Genomic DNA, 21,732 nt, shown 5'->3' with positions numbered 1-21,732 from the left:
AACGCGCCGGCGTCGGATCGGAACCGCAAGGCTCCGTCAGCGGCAGGCCAACGGCGGGCCGTCAGCGGCTGGCGGTCAGCCGCGCGACGGGACCATCAGCAGCGCCTCGCCCTCGACCACCACCGTCTCGCCGACGGTGCAGACGGTGCGCATGGCGACGCGGCGCTTTTCCGGGATCAGTTCGGTGATGGTGGCGCGGGCGGTCACCGTGTCGCCGGCGCGCACCGGCGCCTTGAACTTCAGGTTCTGCGACATGTAGATCGCCCCCGGCCCCGGCAGCTTGGTGCCGAGCACGGCGGAGATGAAGCCGACCGTCAGCATGCCGTGGGCGATGCGGCCCTGGAACATGGTGCCGGCGGCGTATTCCTGGTTGAGGTGGACCGGGTTGGTGTCGCCCGAAATGCCGGCGAACAGGATGATGTCCGCTTCCGTCACGGTCTTGGCGAACGACGCCGTCATGCCGACGGCAAGGTCCTCGATGCAGTAACCCTCGGTGTCCTTCTGGACCTGACGCACATCGTCCATCACGCACTTCCTTTTTTCTCTCGGCGCCGGCAAGCGGCGTGGAACAGCCATGGTGCAACGCATCATGTGCGTCGCAACGCGGGAAATGCCACCATGAGTCCCCCTAAAAAGCAAAAAAAACTCTAACGCCGTCGTCGGAGAATCGAGGGGGGTCTTCAGCCTGCGGCAAAAGCGCGCGGAAGGCGCGGGCGCAATGGAGGGGCAGTCGGGCCGGACGCGTTACTTCGGATTCCGGAGTTGTCCGAAGAACATCATATTGTCCAGTGGCTTAGCGTGGAACCTGCGGCAGGCGGCGGCGGAGGCGCCGCGGTGGGGGCCGACAATCCGTTTCCCATGGGGTCGTGGTCGCCAATGAACGGTTTCTTGCAACAAATGGTCGGCGTTGTGACCGTTTGTTCGGCGGCGCATCATAATCGTCGCTGCGCCGCCGCGATTTCCCACGACTCGGGTGATAACTTTCGGACAAGCCGGCGATTACTTGCCGGAGCCGGATTGCGACAGCGTGTCGCTGCCGCTTCCGCCCGCCTGCGTCGGCTTGGCGGCATCCTTGCCCGAGCTTCCGGCTTCCGCCTTCTCGGCCTGCTCGGCCCGCGCCTCGACCTTCTCCTTGGCGGTGTCGGTCGGCTGTTCGGACGGCTTGACCTCGACCCGGACGGGGGCGGTGCCGTCCTCGATCATGTCGAGCTTGCGGGCGGCGCTCTTCGACAGGTCGATGACGCGGCCGTCGATGTAGGGACCACGGTCGTTGACGATGACGTCGACGCTCTTGCCGTTGTCCTGGTTGGTCACCGTCGCCTTGGTGCCGAGCGGCAGGGCGCGCGAGGCGGCGGTCGGCTTGTTCTGGTTCATGGTCTCGCCGCTGGCGGTCTTGCGGCCATGGAACTTGCCGCCGTAGAAGGACGCCTCCCCCTCATGGACCAGGACGGGTTCCCCCTCGTCGGTGCGTTCGACGCTGACCGGCGGGACCTTGTCCTTGGCCAGCGCGGGCGCGGACAGGCCGGTTCCCAGGAGCAGGACGCTTCCCAGGAGCAGGGCGGTTCCGAGAGCCAGGGCGGCTGTGCGTAATGCGATCATTCTTTCACCTCCAACGGTCGCTCCCAACGAGGAAACGGGAAAAGAGTTCCCGAAAATCTTCGTGGTGGACGAAACGGAAACCGCCTGTTTCAATCCCCTGGCAGGGAATCGAGGGTGGAGCGTGCAGTGTCTGACCCGACTTATGAATGGTTGAGTTTGCGGGACGGGGTACGTTTGCGGACCGCGCGCTGGTCTTCGTTTGGGACCTTGCGGGGAACCGTGCTTTTGCTTTCCGGGCGCGCGGAATTCATTGAGAAATACACGGAAACCGCCGAGGCGCTGGTGGCGCGGGGCTTTCAGGTCGTCACCTTCGACTGGCGCAACCAGGGACTGTCGGACCGGCCGCTCGCCAACCGGCAAATCCACCATCTTCGCGATTTCGCCACGCTGGCCGACGACCTCGACGCCGTGCACGAGGCGGTGGTGCGGCCGCTGGCCGGCAGCGGTCCGGTGCTGCTGATGGCCCATTCGATGGGCGGGCTGGTGGCGACGCTGGCGCTGGCCCGGCACGCGGCCGGGGGGCTGGAAGGCGGGGAAAGGGAAGGCGATCCGCAACGCTACGCCGCCGCCATCCTGTCGGCGCCGATGCACGCCATCAACACCGGCTGGCTGCCGCGCCCGCTGGTCGCCGGGCTGGCGGCGCTCGGCCTCGCGCTGGGCTGGGGGGAACGCTACGCCTTCGGGCAGCACGACTACGACCCGGCCGAAGGGGTGTTCCGGCCGGACAACCCCATCACCTCCGATCCGGCGCGCTACGCGGCCTTCCACGGCCCCTACGCGGCGCGGCCGGAACTGCGGGTCGGCGGCGTCAGTTTCGGCTGGGTGGCGGCGGCGCTGCGCGCGTCGGCGGCGGTGCGGCGGACGCTGCCGCTGGAGCGCGTGCGCACGCCGGTGCTGCTGCTCTGCGCGCCCGGCGACCGCATCGTCCGTGCCGACGCCCAGCGGGAGGTGGCGAACCGCCTCGGCAACGCGACGCTGGTCGAGCATCCGGAGGCCGGGCACGAGCTGCTGATGGAGCGCGACGCCATCCGCGACCGGGTGTGGGCGGACATCGACGGCTTCCTCGACAGGGTTCTTGCGAAGGAAGCCGCCCCCGTCGCCGGATAGGCGGCCGGCGGCCGGCGGCCGGGCGGCGCTTCCGCGGCGCTCCGGGCTCACTCCCCCAGCAGGGCGCCGACGGGCTTCATCGGCTCGTGCGCGTCGAACAGGATCTTCAGGATGGCGAGGATCGGCACCGCCAGCAGCGCGCCGGGGATCCCCCACAGCCAGCCCCAGAACAGGATCGACACGAACACCGCGATGGGGTTCAGCGACAGCCGGCGGCCGACGATCATCGGCGTCAGAAAATTCCCCTCGATCGTCGTGATCGCCACGAAGGACAGCGGCGGCAGGATGATGGTGCCGAGGCCGTCGAAGGTCAGCACCGACACCAGGAACAGCACCCCGGTCATCACCGCCGGCCCGATGAAGGGGATGTAGTTCGCCACCGCCACCAGGACCCCCCACAGCGCCGGGTTGGGCAGGCCCCACATCCACATCACGACACCGGTCGCCACCCCCAGCATGGCGTTGATGACGGTGATGGTCAGCAGATAGACGGCGATGTTCTGTTGCAGCGTCGCCGCCACCATCGCGTAATGGACGCGGTCGTCGACGCTGCGCATGGTGCCGATCAGCGCCTCCAGGCTGTTGCGCCCGCGCGCCAGGAAGAAATACAGCAGCACCAGCAGGATGACGACGTTGGCGATGAAGCCCTCCACCTGGTTGGCCGCCTGCTCCATCAGGGTCGGGCCGCGCACCACCACCTCGCGGACGGGGCCGTTGGGGTCGGCGGAGCTGCTGGTGATCTGCTCGATCTGGCGCGAGGCCTCGCGGGCGCGCTCGATGCCGGCGCGGACGTCGCCCAGCTTGAACTCCAGCTCGTGCAGGACGCGCGGCATGCGGTTGATCCAGTCCGCCGCCGGCCCCGACAGGGTGTAGACCGCCAGAGCCCCGCCGCCGAAGACCAGCAGCACCATCACCGCCGCCCCCAGCCCCTCGGGGATGCCGATGCGGTAGAGCGCGCGGACCAGCGGCCGCAGCAGGAAGCTGAGGATCAGCGCCAGCATGATCGGCAACAGCACGTCGCGCCCGAAATACAGCGTGAAGAGCAGGGCGATCACGAACAGCCCGACGAGCGCGATGGCGGCCGGATCGCGCGGCGTCTTCGGCGGCGGCACCGGATCGGCCGCCGGCTCCGGCGTGCCGGGGGCCGGGGGCAGGTTGTCGGACGCGCCGGGGGAGCCTGCGGGCGCGCCGCCGGGGATGGTGGACAGGCGGGAGGTGGCGGGGGTGCGGTCGTTCATCGCGGGGCCGGGACTCCGGGGGACGGCGCTTGACGGCGGGGCGCGGTCCTCCGATCTAGGGGAGTGCTTTCCGGGACGGCGCCCTGCGGTCCCGGCCCGTCCTTGCCGGAGACCCCGTCGCGATGCGCAGCCCGTTTCCCCCGATGAACGTTCGTCGCGGCCTTTTGGTTCTCGCCCTTGCGCTGGTGCCGGCGCTGGTCGCCGCCCGCCCGGCCGCCGCCGACGCCGTGGTCGGCCGCTTTTCCAACGACTGGACCGGCAACGGGCTGGAGGTCCAGGCCGTCGAGGATCCGAAGGTCAAGGGCGTGACCTGCCATCTGGTCGATTTCGACCGCAGCATGATCGACCGTCTGACCAAGGGAAACTGGTTCGAGGACCCGTCGAACGCCTCGATCGCCTGCCGCCAGACCGGGCCGGTCTCCGTCGGCGACATCGAGCTGTCGGCGAAGGGGGAGGAGGTCTTCTCCGAACGGAAGAGCCTGATCTTCAAGTCGATCGCCATCCGGCGCATCTACGACCGTTTGAACGACACGCTGGTCTACATCGTGTACAGCCGTCAGGTGAAGGACGCCTCGGCCAAGATGTCGATCTCGACCGTGCCGCTGTTCAGCGCCAACGCCCAGTGGGCCAAGGGCAAGCCGGCGGCGAAATAGCCGCCGGACCGGGCCGTTCCCCGGGCCGTTCCGGACTCAGCCGACGATGCGGCCGAGCCGGACGGCGGTCTGCCCGGCCTTCACCCGGCGGGCCGGCATGATCAGCACGCAATCGTCGTAGGGGGTGCGGATCGAACGGTCGCCGTCCCAGCCGATGGTGGTGCCGGCGCGCCCGATCACCTCCATGCCGACGAAGGGGGCGGTGAAGCGGAAATGCTCGCTGTCGGCGGTGACCGCGTCGGTCACGGCGACGATGCGCTGGGGATCGGTGCGCGTCTTCAGACGTGGCCCGGCGAGGTCCGGATCCAGTATCTCCAACCCCAGCAGCAGGCGCAGGCAGCTTTCCAGCGCCACCGCCGCCGTCTCCGCCCGCCAGTGCTGGCCGCATTCGACCAGGATGGCGGTGCGGCAGCCCTCCGTCTCGGCGAAGGCGCCGTAATCGATCAGCCGGCGCCCGCCGGCGTGCCCGCCGTCGGCGACGATCCAGGCCGGGTAGCGCAGGCCGAGCGCCAGGTCGCGGCCCCGGCCGGTCTGCCCGCACAGGGTCAGCGGCGCGGTGTCGGCGGTCATCGAATGCAGGTCGAGCAGCAGGTCGGCCGATTCGTAGACCGGCCGCAATTGCCGGGCGCGGCGCAGCTCGACGCTGTCGCGCCGGCCGTCGAGAAGCTCCGGCGACCAGATGCGGTTGAAATCCTCGTCGATGAAGCGCGAGGCGTAGGGATTCTGCCGGTCGAACAGCCGGTAGGCGGCGGTGTTGGCGAAGACCAGGCTGAGCCGCCCCCGGCGCGGGCGCACGCCCATGCGGAACAGCGCGTCGAGCGCGATGGCGCCGGAGATTTCGTTGCCGTGGACCAGCGCGTTCAGCACGACGTGCGGCCCCGGTTCGTCCGCCGTCAGGCTGGTGACGTGGTCGATGCCGGTGTTGCCGCGCCGGTAGGGGGCGATGTCCGGCGGGGTGAGTTCGACGGGGGCGAAGAGGGGGTCGGTCAAGCGGCGGGCTCAACAGCGGTGGGCCGTTCCCCGTCAGTATGACGAACCAATCGCCGCCGCGCCAGTGCCGAAGCCCGCCCTTCGAGGGCGCCCTTGCGGAGCCCCTTTCCACAGCCCCATTGCGGAGCCGGGATGTGGAGGTTGCGTTGCGGTCCCGTGACGCTTTTCCGGTCGACGGCCGCTTGACGCATCGGTTATAGGATCGGCGGGCCGCGTTGCGGCACGATGCCACAGGCCGGACGGGAGCCGCCGATGAGTTTCGTGATCGAGGACGTGCTCGTCCGCAACGATCCGGTCGGGCCGCGCTTGCCGGTCCTGTTCGATTCGCCGCACAGCGGCAGCGTCTACCCACGGGATTTCCACTTCGTCTGCCCGCTGCCGGTCCTGCGCCAGGCCGAGGACACCCACGTCGAGGAGCTGTTCGCCGCCGCTCCCGAGCATGGGGCGACGCTGCTCTGCGCGCTGTTCCCGCGCACCTGCATCGACGTGAACCGGGCGGCGGACGACATCGACCCCGGCCAGATCGACGGCGTCTGGCCGACGCCGCTGCGCCCGACCGGCCGCAGCGCCATGGGCATGGGGCTGATCCGCAGCATGCTGCGCCCCGGCCAGCCGCTCTACGACGGCAAGCTGCCGGTGTCCGTGGTGGCGGAGCGGATCGACCGCTACTACCGCCCCTACCATCACCAGATGCGCAGCGTGCTGGACGGGCTGGCCGAGCGGTTCGGGTCGGTCTGGCACGTCAACTGCCATTCCATGCCCTCGACCCTGGGGCCGAACGCGAGCGATCCGCTGGCGGCGGATTTCGTCATCGGCGACCGCGACGGCACCACCAGCGAGCCGGGGTTCGTGCGGATGCTGGCGGAGAGCCTGCGCGGTTTCGGCTACCGGGTGGCGATCAACGATCCCTACAAGGGCGTCGAGCTGATCGGCCGCTACGGCGATCCGGCGCGCGGGCGCCATTCGGTCCAGCTCGAGATCAACCGGCGCCTCTACATGAACGAGGAGACGCTGGAGCGTCACGACGGCTTCGACCGGCTGAAGGGCGAGATCGGCGCGCTGGTCCGCCGCATCGCCGACCACGCCGCCCATCACACCGGCCTCGGCCCCCTCCAGCGGGCGGCCGAGTGACCGCAGCCCGCCGGCGGGACGGCTGTCGGAACGGCCAGCGCCGTCATCCGGCGTAGCGGATCTCCACCACCTCGATGCGCTCCAGCCCGGCGGGGGTGCGCACCTCCACCAGATCGCCCTCGCGCGCCTTCAGCAGGGCGCGGGCGATGGGTGAAATCCAGCTGACATGCCCGCGGTCGGAATCGACCTCGTCGACGCCGACGATGGTGATGGTGTTCTCCGTGCCGTCGCCGCGTTCGTAGGTGACGGTCGCGCCGAAGAAGACCTGCTCGCGGTTCTTCTGGTCCTGCGGGTTGACCACCGTCGCCGATTCCAGCCGCTTGTTCAGGAAGCGGATGCGGCGGTCGATCTCGCGCAGGCGTTTCTTGCCGTAGAGGTAATCGCCGTTCTCCGAGCGGTCGCCGTTGCCGGCGGCCCAGGACACCACCTCGACCACCTTCGGGCGCTCGACGCGCAGGAGGTGGCGCAGCTCCTCCTGCATCTTCTGGAAGCCCGGCGGGGTCATGTAGTTCTTCAGCCCTCTCGGCAAGGGCTCGGGATCGTCGAGTTCGTCGTCGTCGGGCGAGTCGTTCTCGCGGGTGAAGGCTTTGCTCATCATGGAACCTGTGGGATCGGGCGGGGTCGCAGGAACAACGCGCCCAAAAGGAAAAGGGCGCCAGGAGGCGCCCCATCCGGTTTGCACGGATCGACTTTTACCGGTTCCGCGCCGATTCGCAACCGGCCTGGCCCGGCAAGGCCCGATCAGGCGGCGTCGGGCAGCAGTTGCTTCCGCGTCGCCTGAATGGCCGGTCCGAGCCGATCCTCGAAGCCCTTGAACCAGGCCTGCTGCTTTATGTCCTCGATGGTTTCGATGCGGCCCGAGGAGATGCCGCGCTCGGAATCGCCCTTCATCGTGGCCATGGCGCTCTTCAGAAGCTTGGCCAGGGGGACGTCGCTGTCCAGATTCTCCGTGGGCTCGTCCCGGTCCGACATGATCCATTCGTAGGAGGTCTGGGCCGACGCGCGATTCACCGCCCAGGGGACCGACGTCTTCTCGTCGGCGCTGACCTTGTCGAGGAAGGCGACGCCGGCCTTCATGCGCGCGGCGTTGTCGCCCCCGTGGGGGTCGACGAAACTTCCCTCCTGACTGATCGGGCCGTTGTAGAGCCCCATCGCCAAACCCTGCTGCTGGGACATGATGGATTGGGCCATGTCCTGCTCCTGTTTGCTGAACAGGCCGTCGGCGTTGCTGCTGACCGCGTGGAGCGCGCGGCGGTCGAGATCCCCCATCAGGGAATACCAGTCCTTGCCCTCGAAACTGTTGTAGTCGAACGGTTTGCCTTCCTTCTCCATCGCGTCGTACTGGGCGTCCATGCTGGCCCGCGCGCTCTTGGCGACATCGGCGAGGCTCTTGCCGGCGGAAAGGGATTCGGCGCCCGGATCGGACACGGCGCGGGCGAGCGCGGTGGCGGGCTTGCCGTCGCGCGTGGGGAAATAGCGGGCGTAGGGGGACGAGGAGGCTGCGGCCGGCTCCCGGCTGCTCATCATCGCCTGGGCCTGGACGGACAGGCTGACGACGACGGACACCTCCACGGAGGACGCGGCCTGCGGGGAGGGAGCGGCCTTCGCCGGGGCGGCGGATGCCGGTTTCTGAGCCGAAGCCAGCGCGGCGCTGTTCAGTTGCGGCGTGTAGCCCGCCGAAGCCGAAATCCCCATGGTGTCGTTCCTCCGAGTGAGCTCCACTTTTGGATACAGCCTCGGGTTGATGATGTTAATTTTTTATTAATTCTTCGATTGCCAAGGGTCTGCCCGTTGCGGACGAGCGGGACGCTGCGCTTGTGGTGGCGCTCCGAAACAGAAAAAGGCGCCTTTCGGCGCCTTTCCCTGTCTCGAACTGCCCGGTGCGCTTAGCGGCGCCACCAACCCCGGCGGGGCTTTTCGGTGGACGCGTCCGGGGCGGCTTCGGGGGCCGGAGTCTCCGCGGCCGGAGCGGCGGTTTCCTCGACCACGACCGGAGCCGGGGCGGGCGGCGCCTCGACCGGCGCTTCGGCCGCGGTCTTGCGCTTGCGCGCCGGCTTCTTGGCCGGAGCGGCCTCCTCGGTCACCACCGGAGCGGGCGGCGCCTCGACGGCGGCTGCGGTCTTGGCGGCGGCCTTGCGGCGGCTCTTGGGAGCCGGCTTGGCCTCCTCGGTCACCACCGGGGCGGGCGGCGCCTCGACGACGGCTGCGGTCTTGGCGGCGGCCTTGCGGCGGCTCTTGGGAGCCGGCTTGGCCTCCTCGGTCACCACCGGGGCGGGCGGCGCCTCGACGGCGGCTGCGGTCTTGGCGGCGGCCTTGCGGCGGCTCTTCGGGGCCGGCTTGGCCTCCTCGGTGGCCGGAGCGGGCGGCGCCTCGACGGCGGCTGCGGTCTTGGCGGCGGCCTTGCGGCGGCTCTTCGGGGCCGGCTTGGCCTCCTCGGCGACCGGAGCGGCGACCGGAGCTTCCGTCACGACCGTCTCCTGGGCAGCCGTCTCCTCGACCACCGCCGGGGTTTCGCCCGTCAGGATCCAGTCGAGGTCGATCGCCTCGGCGGGCGCGGCCGGAGTCGGGGCCGGCGTCTCCGCGACGGGAGCGGCTTCGGCGTCCGACTCGGCCGCGACAGCCTCATCGGAGCCTTCGACGCCATCGCGGCGGGTGCGCCGGCGACCGCCACGCTTGCCGCGGCGGCGCTTCTTGCGCCCGTCGGCACCGCGCTCGCCGGTCTCCTCGCCGCCGTCCTCCTCGTCCTCCTCGCCGTCGTCGGCCTCGGCCTCGCCGGTCGGCTCGCTGACGGTCGCGGTGGCGCCGGTGTCGAGCGCCGCGACGGGCAGGGCGATTTCGACCGTCTCCCCATCCTGGCCTTCGTCCTGGCCCTCGCCCTCGCCTTCGGCGCCCTCACCACGGCCGTCCTCGCGCTCGCCACGGCCACGGCCGCGACGGCGACGGCGACGGCGACGGCGGTCCTCGCCACCGGCCTCGCCGTTGGTCTCGGCGCGCTCGGCCTCGGCGGCGTCCTCCTCGCCCTCGGCGGTCTCCTCGGACTCGATCTCCTCGACCGTGTCCTCGGCCGGCTCGGCGGCCAGCGCGCGGTCGGTCTCGGCCATCACGCGGTCGGCGCTGACCAGCGGGCCTTCCTCGTCGGGCAGGCGGGCGCGGTTGCGCTCCAGACGGTGGTCCGGGGCGATCAGCGAATCGTCGGCCTGCACCATGACGTGGAAGCCGTGACGCTCCTCGATCTTGGCCAGCTCGCCGCGCTTCTGGTTGAGGATGTAGAGGGCGATCTGCGTCGGCACGTAGATGGTGATCTCGGCCGAGCGCTTGCGGATGCCCTCCTCCTCGATGGCGCGCAGGATGTGCAGCGACGCCGATTCGACCGAGCGGATGACGCCGGTGCCCGAGCAGTGCGGGCAGCGCTCGAAGTTGGTCTCCAGCAGCGACGGGCGCAGACGCTGGCGCGACAGCTCCAGCAGGCCGAAGGCGGAGATGCGGCCGAGCTGGATGCGCGCCCGGTCGTTCTTCATCGCCTCCTTCATGCGGCGCTCGACGGCGGCGTTGTTCCGCGGCTCCTCCATGTCGATGAAGTCGATGACGATCAGGCCGGCCAGATCGCGCAGACGCAGCTGGCGCGCCACCTCGTCGGCGGCCTCCAGGTTGGTCTTGTAGGCGGTTTCCTCGATGTTGCGCTCGCGGGTGGACTTCCCGGAGTTGACGTCGATGGAGACCAGCGCCTCGGTCGGGTTGATGACGATGTAGCCGCCGGAGCGGAGCTGCACCACCGGGCTGTGGATCGCGTCGATCTGCGTCTCCACCTGGTAGCGGTGGAACAGCGGGATGGTGTCGTCGCGGTACTGCTGGACGCGCTTGGTGTGGCCGGGCATCAGCATGCCCATGAACTCGCGCGCGGTGCGCAGGCCGGCGTCGCCCTCGACCCAGATCTCGTCGATGTCGGACGAGTAGAGGTCGCGGATCGAGCGCTTGATGAGGTTGGCCTCCTCATAGATGAGGCAGGGGGCCGACGACTTCAGCGTCTGCTCGCGGATGTCGTCCCACAGGCGCAGGAGATATTCCAGGTCGCGCTTGATCTCGGGCTTGGAGCGCTCCAGCCCGGCGGTGCGCAGGATGACCGCCATGCCGTCCGGAATGTCGAGATCCGACAGGATCTCCTTCAGGCGCTTGCGGTCGGCCGGGTTGGTGATCTTGCGGGAGATCCCGCCGCCGCGCCCGGTGTTGGGCATCAGCACGCAGTAGCGGCCGGGCAGCGACAGGTAGGTGGTCAGCGCCGCGCCCTTGTTGCCGCGCTCCTCCTTGGTCACCTGCACCAGCATGACCTGCCGGCGCTTGACGACCTCCTGGATCTTGTAGCTGCGCAGCGGGCGGGTGCGGCGGCGCTGCACCTCCTCAGCCTCTTCCTCCTCGTCGCCGCCCAGGACGTCGGGGTTCTCCGGCGCGGGGACGTCCTCGGCGGCCGGCTCGGCGGCCGGCGCCTGGTCGCTCTCGCCGTTGCCCTCGGCGCCCGGCGCCTCGCTCTCGCCGGCCTCCGGAACGATGGGGGAGGGCATCGGCGACCATTCCTCGACGACCTGCTCCGGACGGACCGGCTCGGCCATCACGGCGCCGTCGGCGGCGGCTTCGGCGCGCGCCTCGGCCTGTTCGTCCAGGCGGCGCTCTTCGGCCAGAAGCGCCTCGCGGTCGGCGACCGGGATGCGGTAATAGTCGGGATGGATTTCGGAGAAGGCGAGGAAGCCGTGGCGGTTCCCGCCATACTCCACGAAGGCCGCCTGAAGCGAGGGCTCGACCCGCGTGACTTTCGCGAGGTAGATGTTGCCCTTCAGTTGCTTGCGGCTGGCGATCTCGAAATCGAGCTCCTCCAGCCGGTTGCCATTGACCACGGCGACCCGGGTTTCCTCCGGGTGCGTGGCGTCCACCAGCATGCGCTTGGCCATACACGTTCCTCAACGACGCAATCCGGGCGGACCCGCGCGACCGACAGGGTCGCCCGGACGCATCGTCTGTTGTGGGCGAAGCGTGCGGCGCGGGGACCGGCATCGTCGAACGGCGCTGATCAAAGCAGCCAGGACGGGTCGGTCGACAAGCGCCGGGATGCGGCCTTGCGGTCGCAGCCAGCTTCGAGGTTTCGTCCTCTCACCGGCAACCCGAACGCGCCACCCGGCGGCATCCTTGCCGGCGCGGATGGCCGGACAGGCGTGACGTGGGCGACGCCGCAGCCCCCACGTCCGGGGCCTCGACGGGTGAGTCGGGGGCGGTCCGGCGGGACACTGGCGAATTGCGGTCTGTCGCAACCATACCATAGACAAGCGCTTTCGCTTGCACAACGCGGAAATGCGCCGAGTCGCGCCGCGGCGTCACGCCGCGCGGTGGCGGCGTCACGCCGCGCGGTGTTGCAGGAACGGCACCACCGCGCGGATTCCGGCCGCCATCCCGACCTTCGCGTTGAACCGCCTGATTTGGCCGGGCTATAGGTTGGGCGTGACTGGTCCTTCACGCTGCCGAGTGGACTCCATGCGGCGACCGCCCCTTCTCCGACGGTTCATGCCCGCCCGGCGCGGAGCCGGTTCGCGCGCGTTCGTCGCGGCGCTGCTGGTCGCGGCGGCGCTGGAGACCGTCGGTGGTGCCGCGGCGCAGACCACGGCGGCGCTGCCGGCCCCGCCGCCCAAGCCGGCGGTGGTCGACGCCCGGCTCGGTCTGCACCCGGACAAGACGCGCTTCGTGCTGGAGGTGAGCGACGCCGTGCCCTTCACGGTGACGCTGGCCGCCAACCCCTACCGGATCATGGTCGATCTGCCGGAGCTGGTGTGGCCCGGCGGCGGCGTGGCGATGGAGGGCAAGGGGCTGGTCGCCCGCTACCGCTACGGGGTGACGGCGCCGGGAACGCTGCGCCTCACCTTCGAGACGGTCGGCCCGGCCAAGCTGCGGGAAGCCTACACGATTCTGGCGCGCGACGGCCGCCAGCCGCGCCTCGTCCTCGACATCGAGCGGGTGACGCCGGCCGAGTTCCAGCGCCTCGCCGCCGCTTCGCCCCCGGCCGAGGCCAAGCGCGGGGCCAAGGGCGTGGTCAAGACCGCGGCGCCCTTCGCCCCGCTGCCCACGGTGCCGCCGGCCCAGGTCGTGCCGGCCGCCGTTCCGGCCGCTCCCCCGGTCGTCTCGCCGCCGCCCGCCGCGCCCAAGGCGCCGTCGGTGGTGGAGAAGCCGCTGGTCGTGCTCGATCCCGGCCATGGCGGCGCCGATCCCGGCGCGGTCGGCGTCGGCGGTCTGCACGAGAAGGACATCACGCTGGCCGCCGCCAGGGAGGCCAAGCGCCAGCTCGAGGCGACCGGCCGCTACCGCGTGCGGCTGACCCGCGACAGCGACGTGTTCATCCGGCTGCGCGACCGCGTCGCCATCGCCCGCGAGGCGAACGCCGACCTGTTCATCTCGCTGCACGCCGACAGCATCGGCAGCGGCGACATGCGCGGGCTGTCGATCTACACCCTGTCGGACAAGGCGTCGGACCGCGAGGCCGAGATGCTCGCCGCCAAGGAGAACCGCGCCGACGCCATCGCCGGCATGGATCTGTCCGGCGAGAACTCGCTGGTCGCCAGCATCCTGATCGATCTGGCGCAGCGCGACACCATGAACCATTCCAAGCGCTTCGCGAAGATCGCGCTGGACCATCTCGGGCGCGACGTGAAGCTGATCCCCAGCAAGCCGCACCGGCAGGCCGGCTTCGCCGTGCTGACGGCGCCCGACGTGCCGTCGGCGCTGATCGAGATGGGCTATCTGTCGAGCAAGCAGGACGCCAACCTGCTGACCACCGCCACCCACCGCGAGAAGCTCGGCCGCTCGCTGGCGCGGACCATCGACGCCTATTTCAAGTGGCTGGGCGGCATGGCGCGCGACTGACGCCGGCGCGGCAACGCACTCGGCGCGTCACAATTTTCTGACATGCGTCCTAATCAGTCGGCGCGCCCCGCCCTCGCGGTGTAGGATGCGCCCCATCCGACGGGGGCCGCTTTGGCGGCGCGCCCGGCGTCGTCTGTTTTCAGGATCGGTCATGCGCCTTATTCTGTCTCTTCTGATGGCCCTGGTGATGGTGGCGCTGGCCGGCGCCGGCGGTCTGGTCTACATGCTCGACCACTACAACCAGGATCTGCCCGACTACACCAAGCTGGCCAACTACCAGCCGCCGGTGACCACCCGCGTCCACGCCGGCGACGGGCGGCTGCTCGCCGAATTCGCCTCGGAACGCCGGGTGTTCGTGCCGATCGACGCCATGCCCAAGCGCGTCATCAACGCCTTCATGGCGGCCGAGGACAAGAATTTCTACGAGCACAAGGGCGTCGATCCCATCGGCATCGCCCGCGCCATCCTGGTGAACATCGAGAATTTCGGCCGCGACCGCCGGCCGGTCGGCGCCAGCACGATCACGCAGCAGGTCGCCAAGAACATGCTGCTGACCAACGAGGTGTCCTTCGCCCGCAAGATCAAGGAAGCGATCCTGGCGGTGCGCATCGAGCGGGCCTTCTCCAAGGACCGCATCATGGAGCTGTACCTCAACGAGATCTTCCTCGGCTTCCGTTCCTACGGCGTGGCGGCGGCATCGTTGAACTACTTCAACAAGGCGCTGGACGAGCTGGACATCGAGGAGGTCGCCTACCTCGCGGCCCTGCCCAAGGCGCCCAGCAACTACCATCCGGAGCGCCAGCGCGACGCGGCGCTGGCCCGGCGCAACTGGGTGATCGGCCGCATGGCCGAGGACGGCCACATCACGCCGGAGGAGGCCCGCGCCGCCCAGGCCAAGCCGCTGGTCGTGCGCAAGCGCGACGAGCAGGAGATGGTCACCTCGGAGTATTTCGCCGAGGAGATCCGCCGCGAGCTGGTGAAGCTCTACGGCGAGCAGGCGCTCTACGAGGGCGGCCTGTCGGTGCGCTCCTCGCTCGACCCGCGCATCCAGGCGGCGGCGACCAAGGCGCTGCGCGACGGGCTGGTCGCCTACGACCGCCGCCACGGCTGGCGCGGCCCGGTCGGCCGGATGGAGAATTTCGACGGCTGGCCCAAGAAGCTCGCCGCCACCACGCACCCGCCCGGCGCCGACGGCTGGAAGCTGGCGGTGGTGCTGAAGGACGACCTCGCCGACGCGCTCGACATCGGTCTGGCCGACGGCGCGCGCGGGCGCATCCCGCTGTCGGAGCTGCGCTGGGCGCGCGCCTGGAAGGAGGGCGAGAGCCTCGGGCCCGCCATCCGCAAGCCGTCCGACGTCGCCAAGCTGGGCGACCTGCTGCTGGTCGAGCCGGCGACGGGCAAGGACGAGAAGGGCAAGGAACTGCCGGCCGGCAGCTACGCGCTGCGCCAGATCCCGGCGGTGCAGGGCGGCATGGTGGCGCTCGACCCCCACACCGGCCGCGTGCTGGCGATGGTCGGCGGCTTCTCGCCGCACATCAGCGTCTTCAACCGCGCCACCCAGGCGATGCGGCAGCCGGGCTCCTCCTTCAAGCCCTTCGTCTATCTGACGGCGCTGAACCAGGGCTTCACGCCCTCGTCGCTGGTGATGGACGCGCCCTTCGCCTACGACCCCGGCGGCGGGCAGCCGGTGTGGCGGCCGGAGAATTTCAGCCACGAGTTCTACGGTCCGACCCCGCTGCGCGTCGGCATCGAGAAGTCGCGCAACGTCATGACCGTGCGGCTGGCCCAGCAGATCGGCATGGACAAGGTGAAGGCGCTGGTCGAGAAGTTCGGCATCATGGACAACCTGCAACCCTACCTGCCGATGGCGCTGGGGGCGGGCGAGACCACGGTGCTGCGCATGGCGACCGCCTACGCGATGCTGGCCAACGGCGGCAAGAAGGTGGTGCCGACCTTCATCGACCGCATCCAGGACCGCACCGGCAAGACCATCTTCCGCCACGACGACCGCGCCTGCGACAGCTGCGCCGCGCCGGAATGGCGCGACGGGCTGGCGGTGCCGCGCGTGCCGGACAACCGCGAGCAGATCAACGACCCGCGCACCACCTACCAGATCGTCTCGATCCTGGAGGGCGTGGTCCAGCGCGGCACGGCGACCACGCTGCTGTCGCTCGGCAAGCCGCTGGCCGGCAAGACCGGCACCACCAACGACAGCAACGACGCCTGGTTCATGGGCTTCTCGCCCGATCTGGTGGTCGGCACCTACATCGGCTTCGACCAGCCGCGCTCGCTGGGCGCGCGGGAGACCGGCGGCTCGGCCGCCGTGCCGATCTTCAAGGAGGTGATGGCCGAGGCGCTGAAGGACAAGCCGGCGACGCCGTTCCGCGTGCCGCCCGGCCTGCGTCTGGTCCGCGTCAACCCGGCGACCGGCGAGCTGGCCCAGCCGGGCGACCGCCGGGCGATCTGGGAGGCCTTCCTGCCGGGCACCGAGCCGAACCCGGACCGGCCGCAGATCGTGCTCGACGGCTCGGCCAACGGCGGCTTCGGGATGCCCGGCGACCCGAACGCCTACCCGGCGGCGGGCGACCCCTCGACCATGGCGACCCCGCCGGCGGCGGCGACGCTGGGGACCGGCGGGCTGTACTGAGAGGGTTTCCCTCTCCCGCCCCGGGAGAGGGAAGGGGCCCGCGAAGCGGGAAGGGTGAGGGGCTATTGGTCGTGCGGCTTTATCCATGTTCGGATATCCCCTCACCCTCCCCACCGCTGCGCGGCGGGTCCCCTCCCTCTCCCGGGGCGGGAGAGGGCTTTCCAGATCAGTGCCGGCTGGTCTCCAGCGAGCCGGACAGCGACGCGATGGCGTCGGTCGGGGGGCAGTTCCCGAGCGGGCGCAGCTCGGGCTCCAGCGCCGTGAACATCGCCTGCACGCCGTCCTGGTTGATGTGGAGGGCGTCCATGAACAGCTCCTCCCTCTGCACCGTGCGGCGGCCGTCGATGAAGGTCACGTCGGCCGGCAGGCGGCTTTTCAGCTCCGCGAAGAAGGCGTCGAAGTTGGTCAGCTTGGCGCTGTGGATCGGGTAGTAGGGGGTGACCACCACCGCCACCCGCGTGCCATGGGCCCGCGCCGACTCGATGATCCGGCTCATCGCCTCCCAGTTCGGCTGGAAACCCTCCATCCTTTCCTCCGGGGCGCTGGCGAGCTGGGCGCGCAGCGGCGCCGGCACGACGCCCGACAGGGTGCGGTCGCCGGACGGCCGGACCAGCCCCGCCGCCAGCCGGATCGTCTGGTTGCTGTTGAAGGCCATGAGGTGGAACGCCTGGTTCGACAGCCACAGGCCGTGGTCGGTCCGCCGCACGAAGTCGTCGACCCGTGGCGAATAGTGCGACAGCAGCGGCACGTCGGCCAGCGTGCGCGGATCGTCGACCACGCCGGTCGGCTCCAGGAGCAGCAGGCGCGGCGCGCCATGGCGCTCGACGTAATCCTCCCACAGCAGGGCGGAGATGGTGGTCGGCGCCCCGCCCATGCCGAGGTTGATCGCCGAGCCGCAGGCGAGGTTCCCCATCGCCTCCGTCGGGAAATGGTTGTCGGCGCGCGAGTTGCCGAGAACCACCACGTCCGCCGGCCTGTCGTCGGGAGCCGGCGGGCGGTAGACCGCCATGAAGCGGTCGTCCGACCGCAGCAGCAGGTCGCCCAGCGCCGAGGCCAGGACCCGGTCCATGGTCGCCACCATGGCGACGATCAACGCGATGCAGGACAGAAGGCGGATCATCGGACGGACTCCCGTATCAGAACTGGAAGTAGATGAAGGCGTGGTTCTCGAAGCTGCCGAACAGCAGCAGCGTCACGATCAGCAGCGAGCAGGCCATCGAGCGGGCGACGACGTTGGTCCCGGCGTAGCGCCTCCCGCCGCCGCGCTCGATCGCCGCGTCCACCGCCAGCACGATCAGGCCGAGGATGGCGACGCGGATCAGGGAACTGGCCTGCTGCATGCCGCGCGGCAGGCTGAAGTCGCCGTTGCCGATGATCCCCAGGATGGTCCAGACGGTCTGAAGGTTGTCGGCGCGGAAGGGCAGCCAGGTCAGCGTGACGATGGCGAAGACTCCGACCACCAGCGCCAGCTTGCCCACGGCGAGCGGCAGGCCGCTCAGCCGCACCGGGCTGCGGGCGCCCAGCCAGCGCAGCGCGTCCTCCGCCACCATCAGCGCGCCGTGCAGCACGCCCCACAGGACGAAGGTCCAGTTGGCGCCATGCCACAGGCCGGAGATCAGCATGGTGATGACGATGTTGCGGGTGCGCAGCCAGCGCGTGCGGTTGCCGCCCATCGGCACATAGACGTAGTCGCGGAACCAGGTGGACAGCGAGATGTGCCAGCGCCGCCAGAAATCGCGCATGCCGGTGGCGAAGTAGGGGCGGGCGAAGTTCTGGCACATGGTGTAGCCGAAGATCTGCGCCAGCCCGATGGCGATCAGCGAATAGCCGGCGAAGTCGCCGTAGATTTGCAGCGAGAAGCAGACCAATCCCAGCACATGCTGAAGGGCGTTGTAGAATTCCGGCTGGTGGAAGCGGGCGTCGACCACCGCGGCCGCGTTGTCGGCCAGCCCGAGCTTGAGGAAATAGCCCCAGACCACCTTTTCCAGCCCGGCGAAGCGCTCCTGGAACGGGATCTCGCGCGGGCCCGCCTGGATCTGCGGCAGCAGGTCGCGCGCCCGCACGATCGGGCCGGCGACGAGCTGCGGGAAGAAGGCGACGAAGGTGGCGTAGCGCATCAGCGAGCGCTCCGGCTGCTTCAGGTCGCCGCTGTAGAGATCGATGCCGTAGCTGAGATTCTGGAAGGTGTAGAAGGAGATGCCGATCGGCAGGATGATGCTGAGCGTCCGCTGCCCGATCTCGACCCCCAGCGAGGCCAGGGCGACCTCGGCGCTGTCGATGAAGAAGTTATAGTATTTGAAGAAGAACAGCATGCCCAGGTTGATGCCCAGGCTGATGAACAGATACATCTTCTTGGTGTGGCGGTCGGTCGCGTCGGCGATCTTCAGCCCGCAATAGAAGTCGACCAGCGTGCTGAAGGCCAGCAGGCCGCAGAAGCGGTAATCCCAGTAGCCGTAGAACAGATAGCTGGCGACCAGCAGGAAGGGTGTGAACACCCGTGTCCGCGCCAGCGCCATGAAGCCGGCGCTGAACAGGGTGATGAACAGCAGGAAGTTCAGGCTGGTGAAGCTCATGAGGCACCGCGCGAAAATGGGTTGCGGGAGCACGCAAGAATGGCGAACCCGGACCCGAACATAATTCCAATTGGGAGGATCCGCGCGGCGCGCCATGGGGTTGCGGCGGCGGATAAGCGGCGTACTCAGAAATGCGGTCGGCCGATGATTCGGACCGGCTAGGCCGCGGGACCTAAGCCGGTGGGGGAAACGGGCCGATAAAGGGTGCAAGCGGGGAGGCGAGCCGCTACATATTCAGCCGACCATTCTTTTTAACTCTGGCTGACGAGGAGGCACCGCCATGCGGGCCGAGATCGAAGCGGCCGCCGGCGAGATCAGAGAATCGCTGGCGCTGCTGAGGAGGCATCTTTGACTGGGATAACGCGCTGCGTCGTCTCGACGAACTGAACAACCTCGCGGAGGATCCCAAGCTCTGGGACGATCCCACCCGCGCGCAGACCATCATGCGCGAGCGCACGCAGCTCGACACCTCGGTGTCGGGCTACCGCGCGCTGGAACGGGATCTGGCCGACAGCCTGGAGCTGATCGAGATGGGCGAGGAGGAGGGCGACGCCACGGTGGTCGCCGACGCCGAGGCCCAGCTCTACGCGCTGCGCGAACGCGCCGCCAAGCTCCAGCTCGAGAGCCTGCTGTCGGGCGAGGCCGACGCCAACGACTGCTACGTCGAGGTGAACGCCGGCGCCGGCGGCACCGAGGCGCAGGACTGGGCGCTGATGCTGGTCCGCATGTACACCCGCTGGGCCGAGCAGCACGGCTTCAAGACGGAGTGGCTGGAGGAGAGCGCCGGTGAAGAGGCCGGCATCAAGTCCGCCACCATCCAGATCAAGGGCCACAACGCCTATGGCTGGCTGAAGACCGAGGCCGGGGTGCACCGTCTGGTGCGCATCAGCCCGTTCGACAGCCAGGCGCGGCGCCAGACCAGCTTCTCGGCCGTCTCGGTGTCTCCGGTGATCGACGACAAGATCGACATCGAGATCAACGAGAAGGATTGCCGCATCGACACCTACCGGGCGTCGGGCGCCGGCGGCCAGCACATCAACAAGACCGACTCGGCGGTGCGCATCACCCACCTGCCGACGAACATCGTGGTGAGCTGCCAGCAGGAACGGTCGCAGCACAAGAACCGCGCCAAGGCGTGGGACATGCTGCGCGCCCGCCTGTACGAGCGGGAGCTGAAGATCCGCGAGGACGCCGCCGCCGCGCTGGAGGCGACCAAGACCGACATCGGCTGGGGCCACCAGATCCGCTCCTACGTCCTGCACCCCTACCAGATGGTGAAGGACCTGCGGACGGACGTGGAGACCTCGCAGAGCCAGGCGGTTCTGGACGGCGCGCTCGATCCCTTCCTGGAGGCGGCGCTGGCCGCCCGGATCAAGGGGCAGAGCGACGAGGACAGCGCGGGCTGAGTCCGGTCATCCCGTCCCGTTCCCTCTTTTTCGGGAATGGGACGGGAGCCGGCGCTGTTTCATCCGGTGACACCAGCGACCCGGAGTTTCCGACATGATGCGTTTCCTGTGCGCCGCGCTTCTCGTCACCGCCGCGTCCCCGGCCTTCGCCGCCTGCGGGTCCGCCGGCATGCCGCCGGAGATGTTCAAGGCCTTCGTCACCGGCACGCAGGAGGCGCTGAACGAGCACGGCTTCAAGGCCGGCATCGTCGACGGCAAGATGGGATCGCGCACCCAGTCGGCGGTTCGCGCCTACCAGCGCGCCGCCAAGCTCCCGGTGGACGGCTGCGTCAGCCAGGAGCTTCTCGACCACCTGAACTTCGCCCAGCCGAAGGTCTACGCACCGGGCGCCAAGCGGCCGTGATGGAGGCTCCCCTCTCCCGCCCAGGGAGAGGGACTTTTTTCACTGCCCGATGAAGCTCAGATCCATCACCGACTTCGGGTCGAGCGTCTTGTCGACCTGGCCTTCCGACTGCCAGAACCTCACCTGGTTGACCACGTCGTCCACCAGCAGGCGGGCCTGCGGGTCGGCGTAGGGCAGGCCGGCGGTCACGATCTCCGGCTTCTGCTTGGTCGCCTCGGCGATGATCGCCAGCAGCTCGTCGTAGCCCGGCCCCTTCACCAGCGCGCCCGAGGAATCCTTGCCGTTGAAGGCGGCGTGGTATTCGGCCAGCGCCGTCCTGTAGGCACGGACGAACTTCTCCACCACCGGGCGGCGCTGCTGGATGGTCTTCGGCCCGGTGAACAGGGCGCCGAGCTGCCAGGGCGTCTCGTCGCCGGCCCAGCCGACGATCCTGCCGGCGCCGTCCGCCACCACCTGCCGCGCGACGGTCGAGGGCGCCAGGATGGCGTCGACCTGCCCGCCCTTGAAGGCGGCGACCATCTTCGGCACGTCCTGAAGCGGCACCATGGTCACGTCCTTGACCGTGAAGCCGTGCTTCTGGCCGAGGATGCCGATCATGTAATGGAAGGTCGAGCCGACCGTGGTGATGGCGATGCGCTTGCCCTTCAGGTCGGCCGGCCTGGTCAGCCCGGCCTCATAGGCGGCGTTGGTCGCCACATAGGCGCTCAAGGGGAAGCCCGGCTCGTCTCGGCTCTGCGCCGCGATGATGGTGACGGCCCCCTTGGCGGCGAGGTTGTAGAAGCCGGCGGTCAGCCCGGTGACGCCGAAATCGACGTCGCCCGAGGCCACCGCGACCGGAACCTGCTGGGCCGAGGTGAACATCTTGAGGTCGACGTCGAGCCCTTCCCTGGCGAAATAGCCCTTGGCCTTGGCGATGAAGATCGGGCCGGAGGAGGACAGCGCCAGCACGCCGACCGACGCCTTGTCGGCCGTCTGCGCCAGCGCCGGCGGCGTGGTGGCCGCGACCGTGGCCGCCAGGGTTGCGGTCAGGCAGCCCAGCAGGGCGCGCCGGGTCCAGCGGGTGAAGCTCATGATTGGGTGATCCTCCC

17 protein-coding genes are annotated in these 21,732 nt (G+C 69.5%); 7 read left to right on the top strand and 10 right to left on the bottom strand.

Features of this window, described 5'->3' with window-relative positions; all coding sequences use genetic code 11:
- Positions 1-75 precede the first annotated feature (75 nt).
- Both JN22_RS17535 and JN22_RS17530 read right to left on the bottom strand, forming a co-directional pair.
- Complete coding sequence (locus JN22_RS17535) at positions 76-525, bottom strand: MaoC family dehydratase (protein WP_085555183.1); 450 nt, start codon at positions 523-525, stop codon at positions 76-78.
- 474 nt (positions 526-999) lie between these two features.
- Positions 1,000-1,599 (bottom strand): septal ring lytic transglycosylase RlpA family protein, encoded by a 600-nt coding sequence (locus JN22_RS17530; protein ID WP_085555182.1) that lies wholly within the window; start codon positions 1,597-1,599, stop codon positions 1,000-1,002.
- A gap of 219 nt (positions 1,600-1,818) precedes the next feature.
- Between JN22_RS17530 and JN22_RS17525 the strand changes: the two genes are divergently transcribed.
- A complete protein-coding gene (locus JN22_RS17525; RefSeq protein WP_247877513.1) occupies positions 1,819-2,706 on the top strand; it encodes an alpha/beta fold hydrolase in 888 nt (295 codons plus the stop codon).
- A gap of 47 nt (positions 2,707-2,753) precedes the next feature.
- Here the strand turns inward: JN22_RS17525 and JN22_RS17520 are convergent, their stop codons facing one another.
- Positions 2,754-3,944, bottom strand: coding sequence for an AI-2E family transporter (locus JN22_RS17520; protein WP_085555180.1), 1,191 nt, complete (start codon positions 3,942-3,944; stop codon positions 2,754-2,756).
- A gap of 122 nt (positions 3,945-4,066) precedes the next feature.
- Between JN22_RS17520 and JN22_RS17515 the strand changes: the two genes are divergently transcribed.
- Positions 4,067-4,597, top strand: coding sequence for a CreA family protein (locus tag JN22_RS17515; protein WP_085555179.1), 531 nt, complete (start codon positions 4,067-4,069; stop codon positions 4,595-4,597).
- Between the two features lie 36 nt (positions 4,598-4,633).
- Here the strand turns inward: JN22_RS17515 and JN22_RS17510 are convergent, their stop codons facing one another.
- Positions 4,634-5,587 carry a M14 family metallopeptidase gene (locus JN22_RS17510; protein WP_085555178.1) on the bottom strand — a complete coding sequence of 318 codons (954 nt, stop codon included), beginning with the start codon at positions 5,585-5,587 and terminating at the stop codon, positions 4,634-4,636.
- 252 nt (positions 5,588-5,839) lie between these two features.
- Between JN22_RS17510 and JN22_RS17505 the strand changes: the two genes are divergently transcribed.
- Complete coding sequence (locus JN22_RS17505) at positions 5,840-6,718, top strand: N-formylglutamate amidohydrolase (protein ID WP_085555177.1); 879 nt, start codon at positions 5,840-5,842, stop codon at positions 6,716-6,718.
- 43 nt (positions 6,719-6,761) lie between these two features.
- Here JN22_RS17505 and greB read toward each other — a convergent pair whose 3' ends face one another.
- From greB to JN22_RS17490, 3 genes are all read right to left on the bottom strand, one after another.
- Complete coding sequence (greB, locus tag JN22_RS17500; RefSeq protein ID WP_085557214.1) at positions 6,762-7,313, bottom strand: transcription elongation factor GreB; 552 nt, start codon at positions 7,311-7,313, stop codon at positions 6,762-6,764.
- Positions 7,314-7,459: 146 nt separating this feature from the next.
- Entirely contained in the window at positions 7,460-8,413 is a 954-nt protein-coding gene (locus tag JN22_RS17495) for a hypothetical protein (RefSeq protein ID WP_085555176.1), read from the bottom strand.
- A 191-nt stretch (positions 8,414-8,604) separates the two neighbouring features.
- Complete coding sequence (locus JN22_RS17490) at positions 8,605-11,658, bottom strand: Rne/Rng family ribonuclease (RefSeq protein ID WP_085555175.1); 3,054 nt, start codon at positions 11,656-11,658, stop codon at positions 8,605-8,607.
- A gap of 607 nt (positions 11,659-12,265) precedes the next feature.
- Here JN22_RS17490 and JN22_RS17485 point away from each other — a divergent pair.
- Together JN22_RS17485 and JN22_RS17480 are read left to right on the top strand one after the other, a co-directional pair.
- Complete coding sequence (locus tag JN22_RS17485) at positions 12,266-13,615, top strand: N-acetylmuramoyl-L-alanine amidase (protein WP_223677772.1); 1,350 nt, start codon at positions 12,266-12,268, stop codon at positions 13,613-13,615.
- Positions 13,616-13,766: 151 nt separating this feature from the next.
- Positions 13,767-16,262, top strand: coding sequence for a penicillin-binding protein 1A (locus tag JN22_RS17480; RefSeq protein ID WP_143268347.1), 2,496 nt, complete (start codon positions 13,767-13,769; stop codon positions 16,260-16,262).
- A 166-nt stretch (positions 16,263-16,428) separates the two neighbouring features.
- Here the strand turns inward: JN22_RS17480 and JN22_RS17475 are convergent, their stop codons facing one another.
- Complete coding sequence (locus JN22_RS17475) at positions 16,429-17,382, bottom strand: hypothetical protein (protein WP_085555173.1); 954 nt, start codon at positions 17,380-17,382, stop codon at positions 16,429-16,431.
- A 16-nt stretch (positions 17,383-17,398) separates the two neighbouring features.
- Positions 17,399-18,835 carry an MBOAT family O-acyltransferase gene (locus JN22_RS17470; RefSeq protein ID WP_085555172.1) on the bottom strand — a complete coding sequence of 479 codons (1,437 nt, stop codon included), beginning with the start codon at positions 18,833-18,835 and terminating at the stop codon, positions 17,399-17,401.
- Between the two features lie 280 nt (positions 18,836-19,115).
- Between JN22_RS17470 and prfB the strand changes: the two genes are divergently transcribed.
- Positions 19,116-20,241, top strand: a protein-coding gene (gene prfB / locus JN22_RS17465) for a peptide chain release factor 2 (RefSeq protein ID WP_143268346.1) whose coding sequence is annotated in 2 segments (ribosomal slippage) — positions 19,116-19,184 and positions 19,186-20,241 — 1,125 coding nt in all. Because the reading frame shifts where the segments join, the coding sequence is not laid out codon by codon here.
- A 94-nt stretch (positions 20,242-20,335) separates the two neighbouring features.
- Positions 20,336-20,644, top strand: a complete 309-nt coding sequence (locus JN22_RS17460) for a peptidoglycan-binding domain-containing protein (RefSeq protein ID WP_085555169.1) — start codon at positions 20,336-20,338, stop codon at positions 20,642-20,644.
- A gap of 39 nt (positions 20,645-20,683) precedes the next feature.
- Here JN22_RS17460 and JN22_RS17455 read toward each other — a convergent pair whose 3' ends face one another.
- A complete protein-coding gene (locus JN22_RS17455; RefSeq protein ID WP_085555168.1) occupies positions 20,684-21,715 on the bottom strand; it encodes an ABC transporter substrate-binding protein in 1,032 nt (343 codons plus the stop codon).
- Positions 21,716-21,732 lie beyond the last annotated feature (17 nt).

Source organism: Azospirillum agricola (genome assembly GCF_020005195.1).
Taxonomy (GTDB): domain Bacteria; phylum Pseudomonadota; class Alphaproteobacteria; order Azospirillales; family Azospirillaceae; genus Azospirillum; species Azospirillum agricola.
The sequence above is the reverse complement of the archived record's forward strand: the minus strand, read 5'-3'. Positions and strand labels throughout refer to the sequence as shown.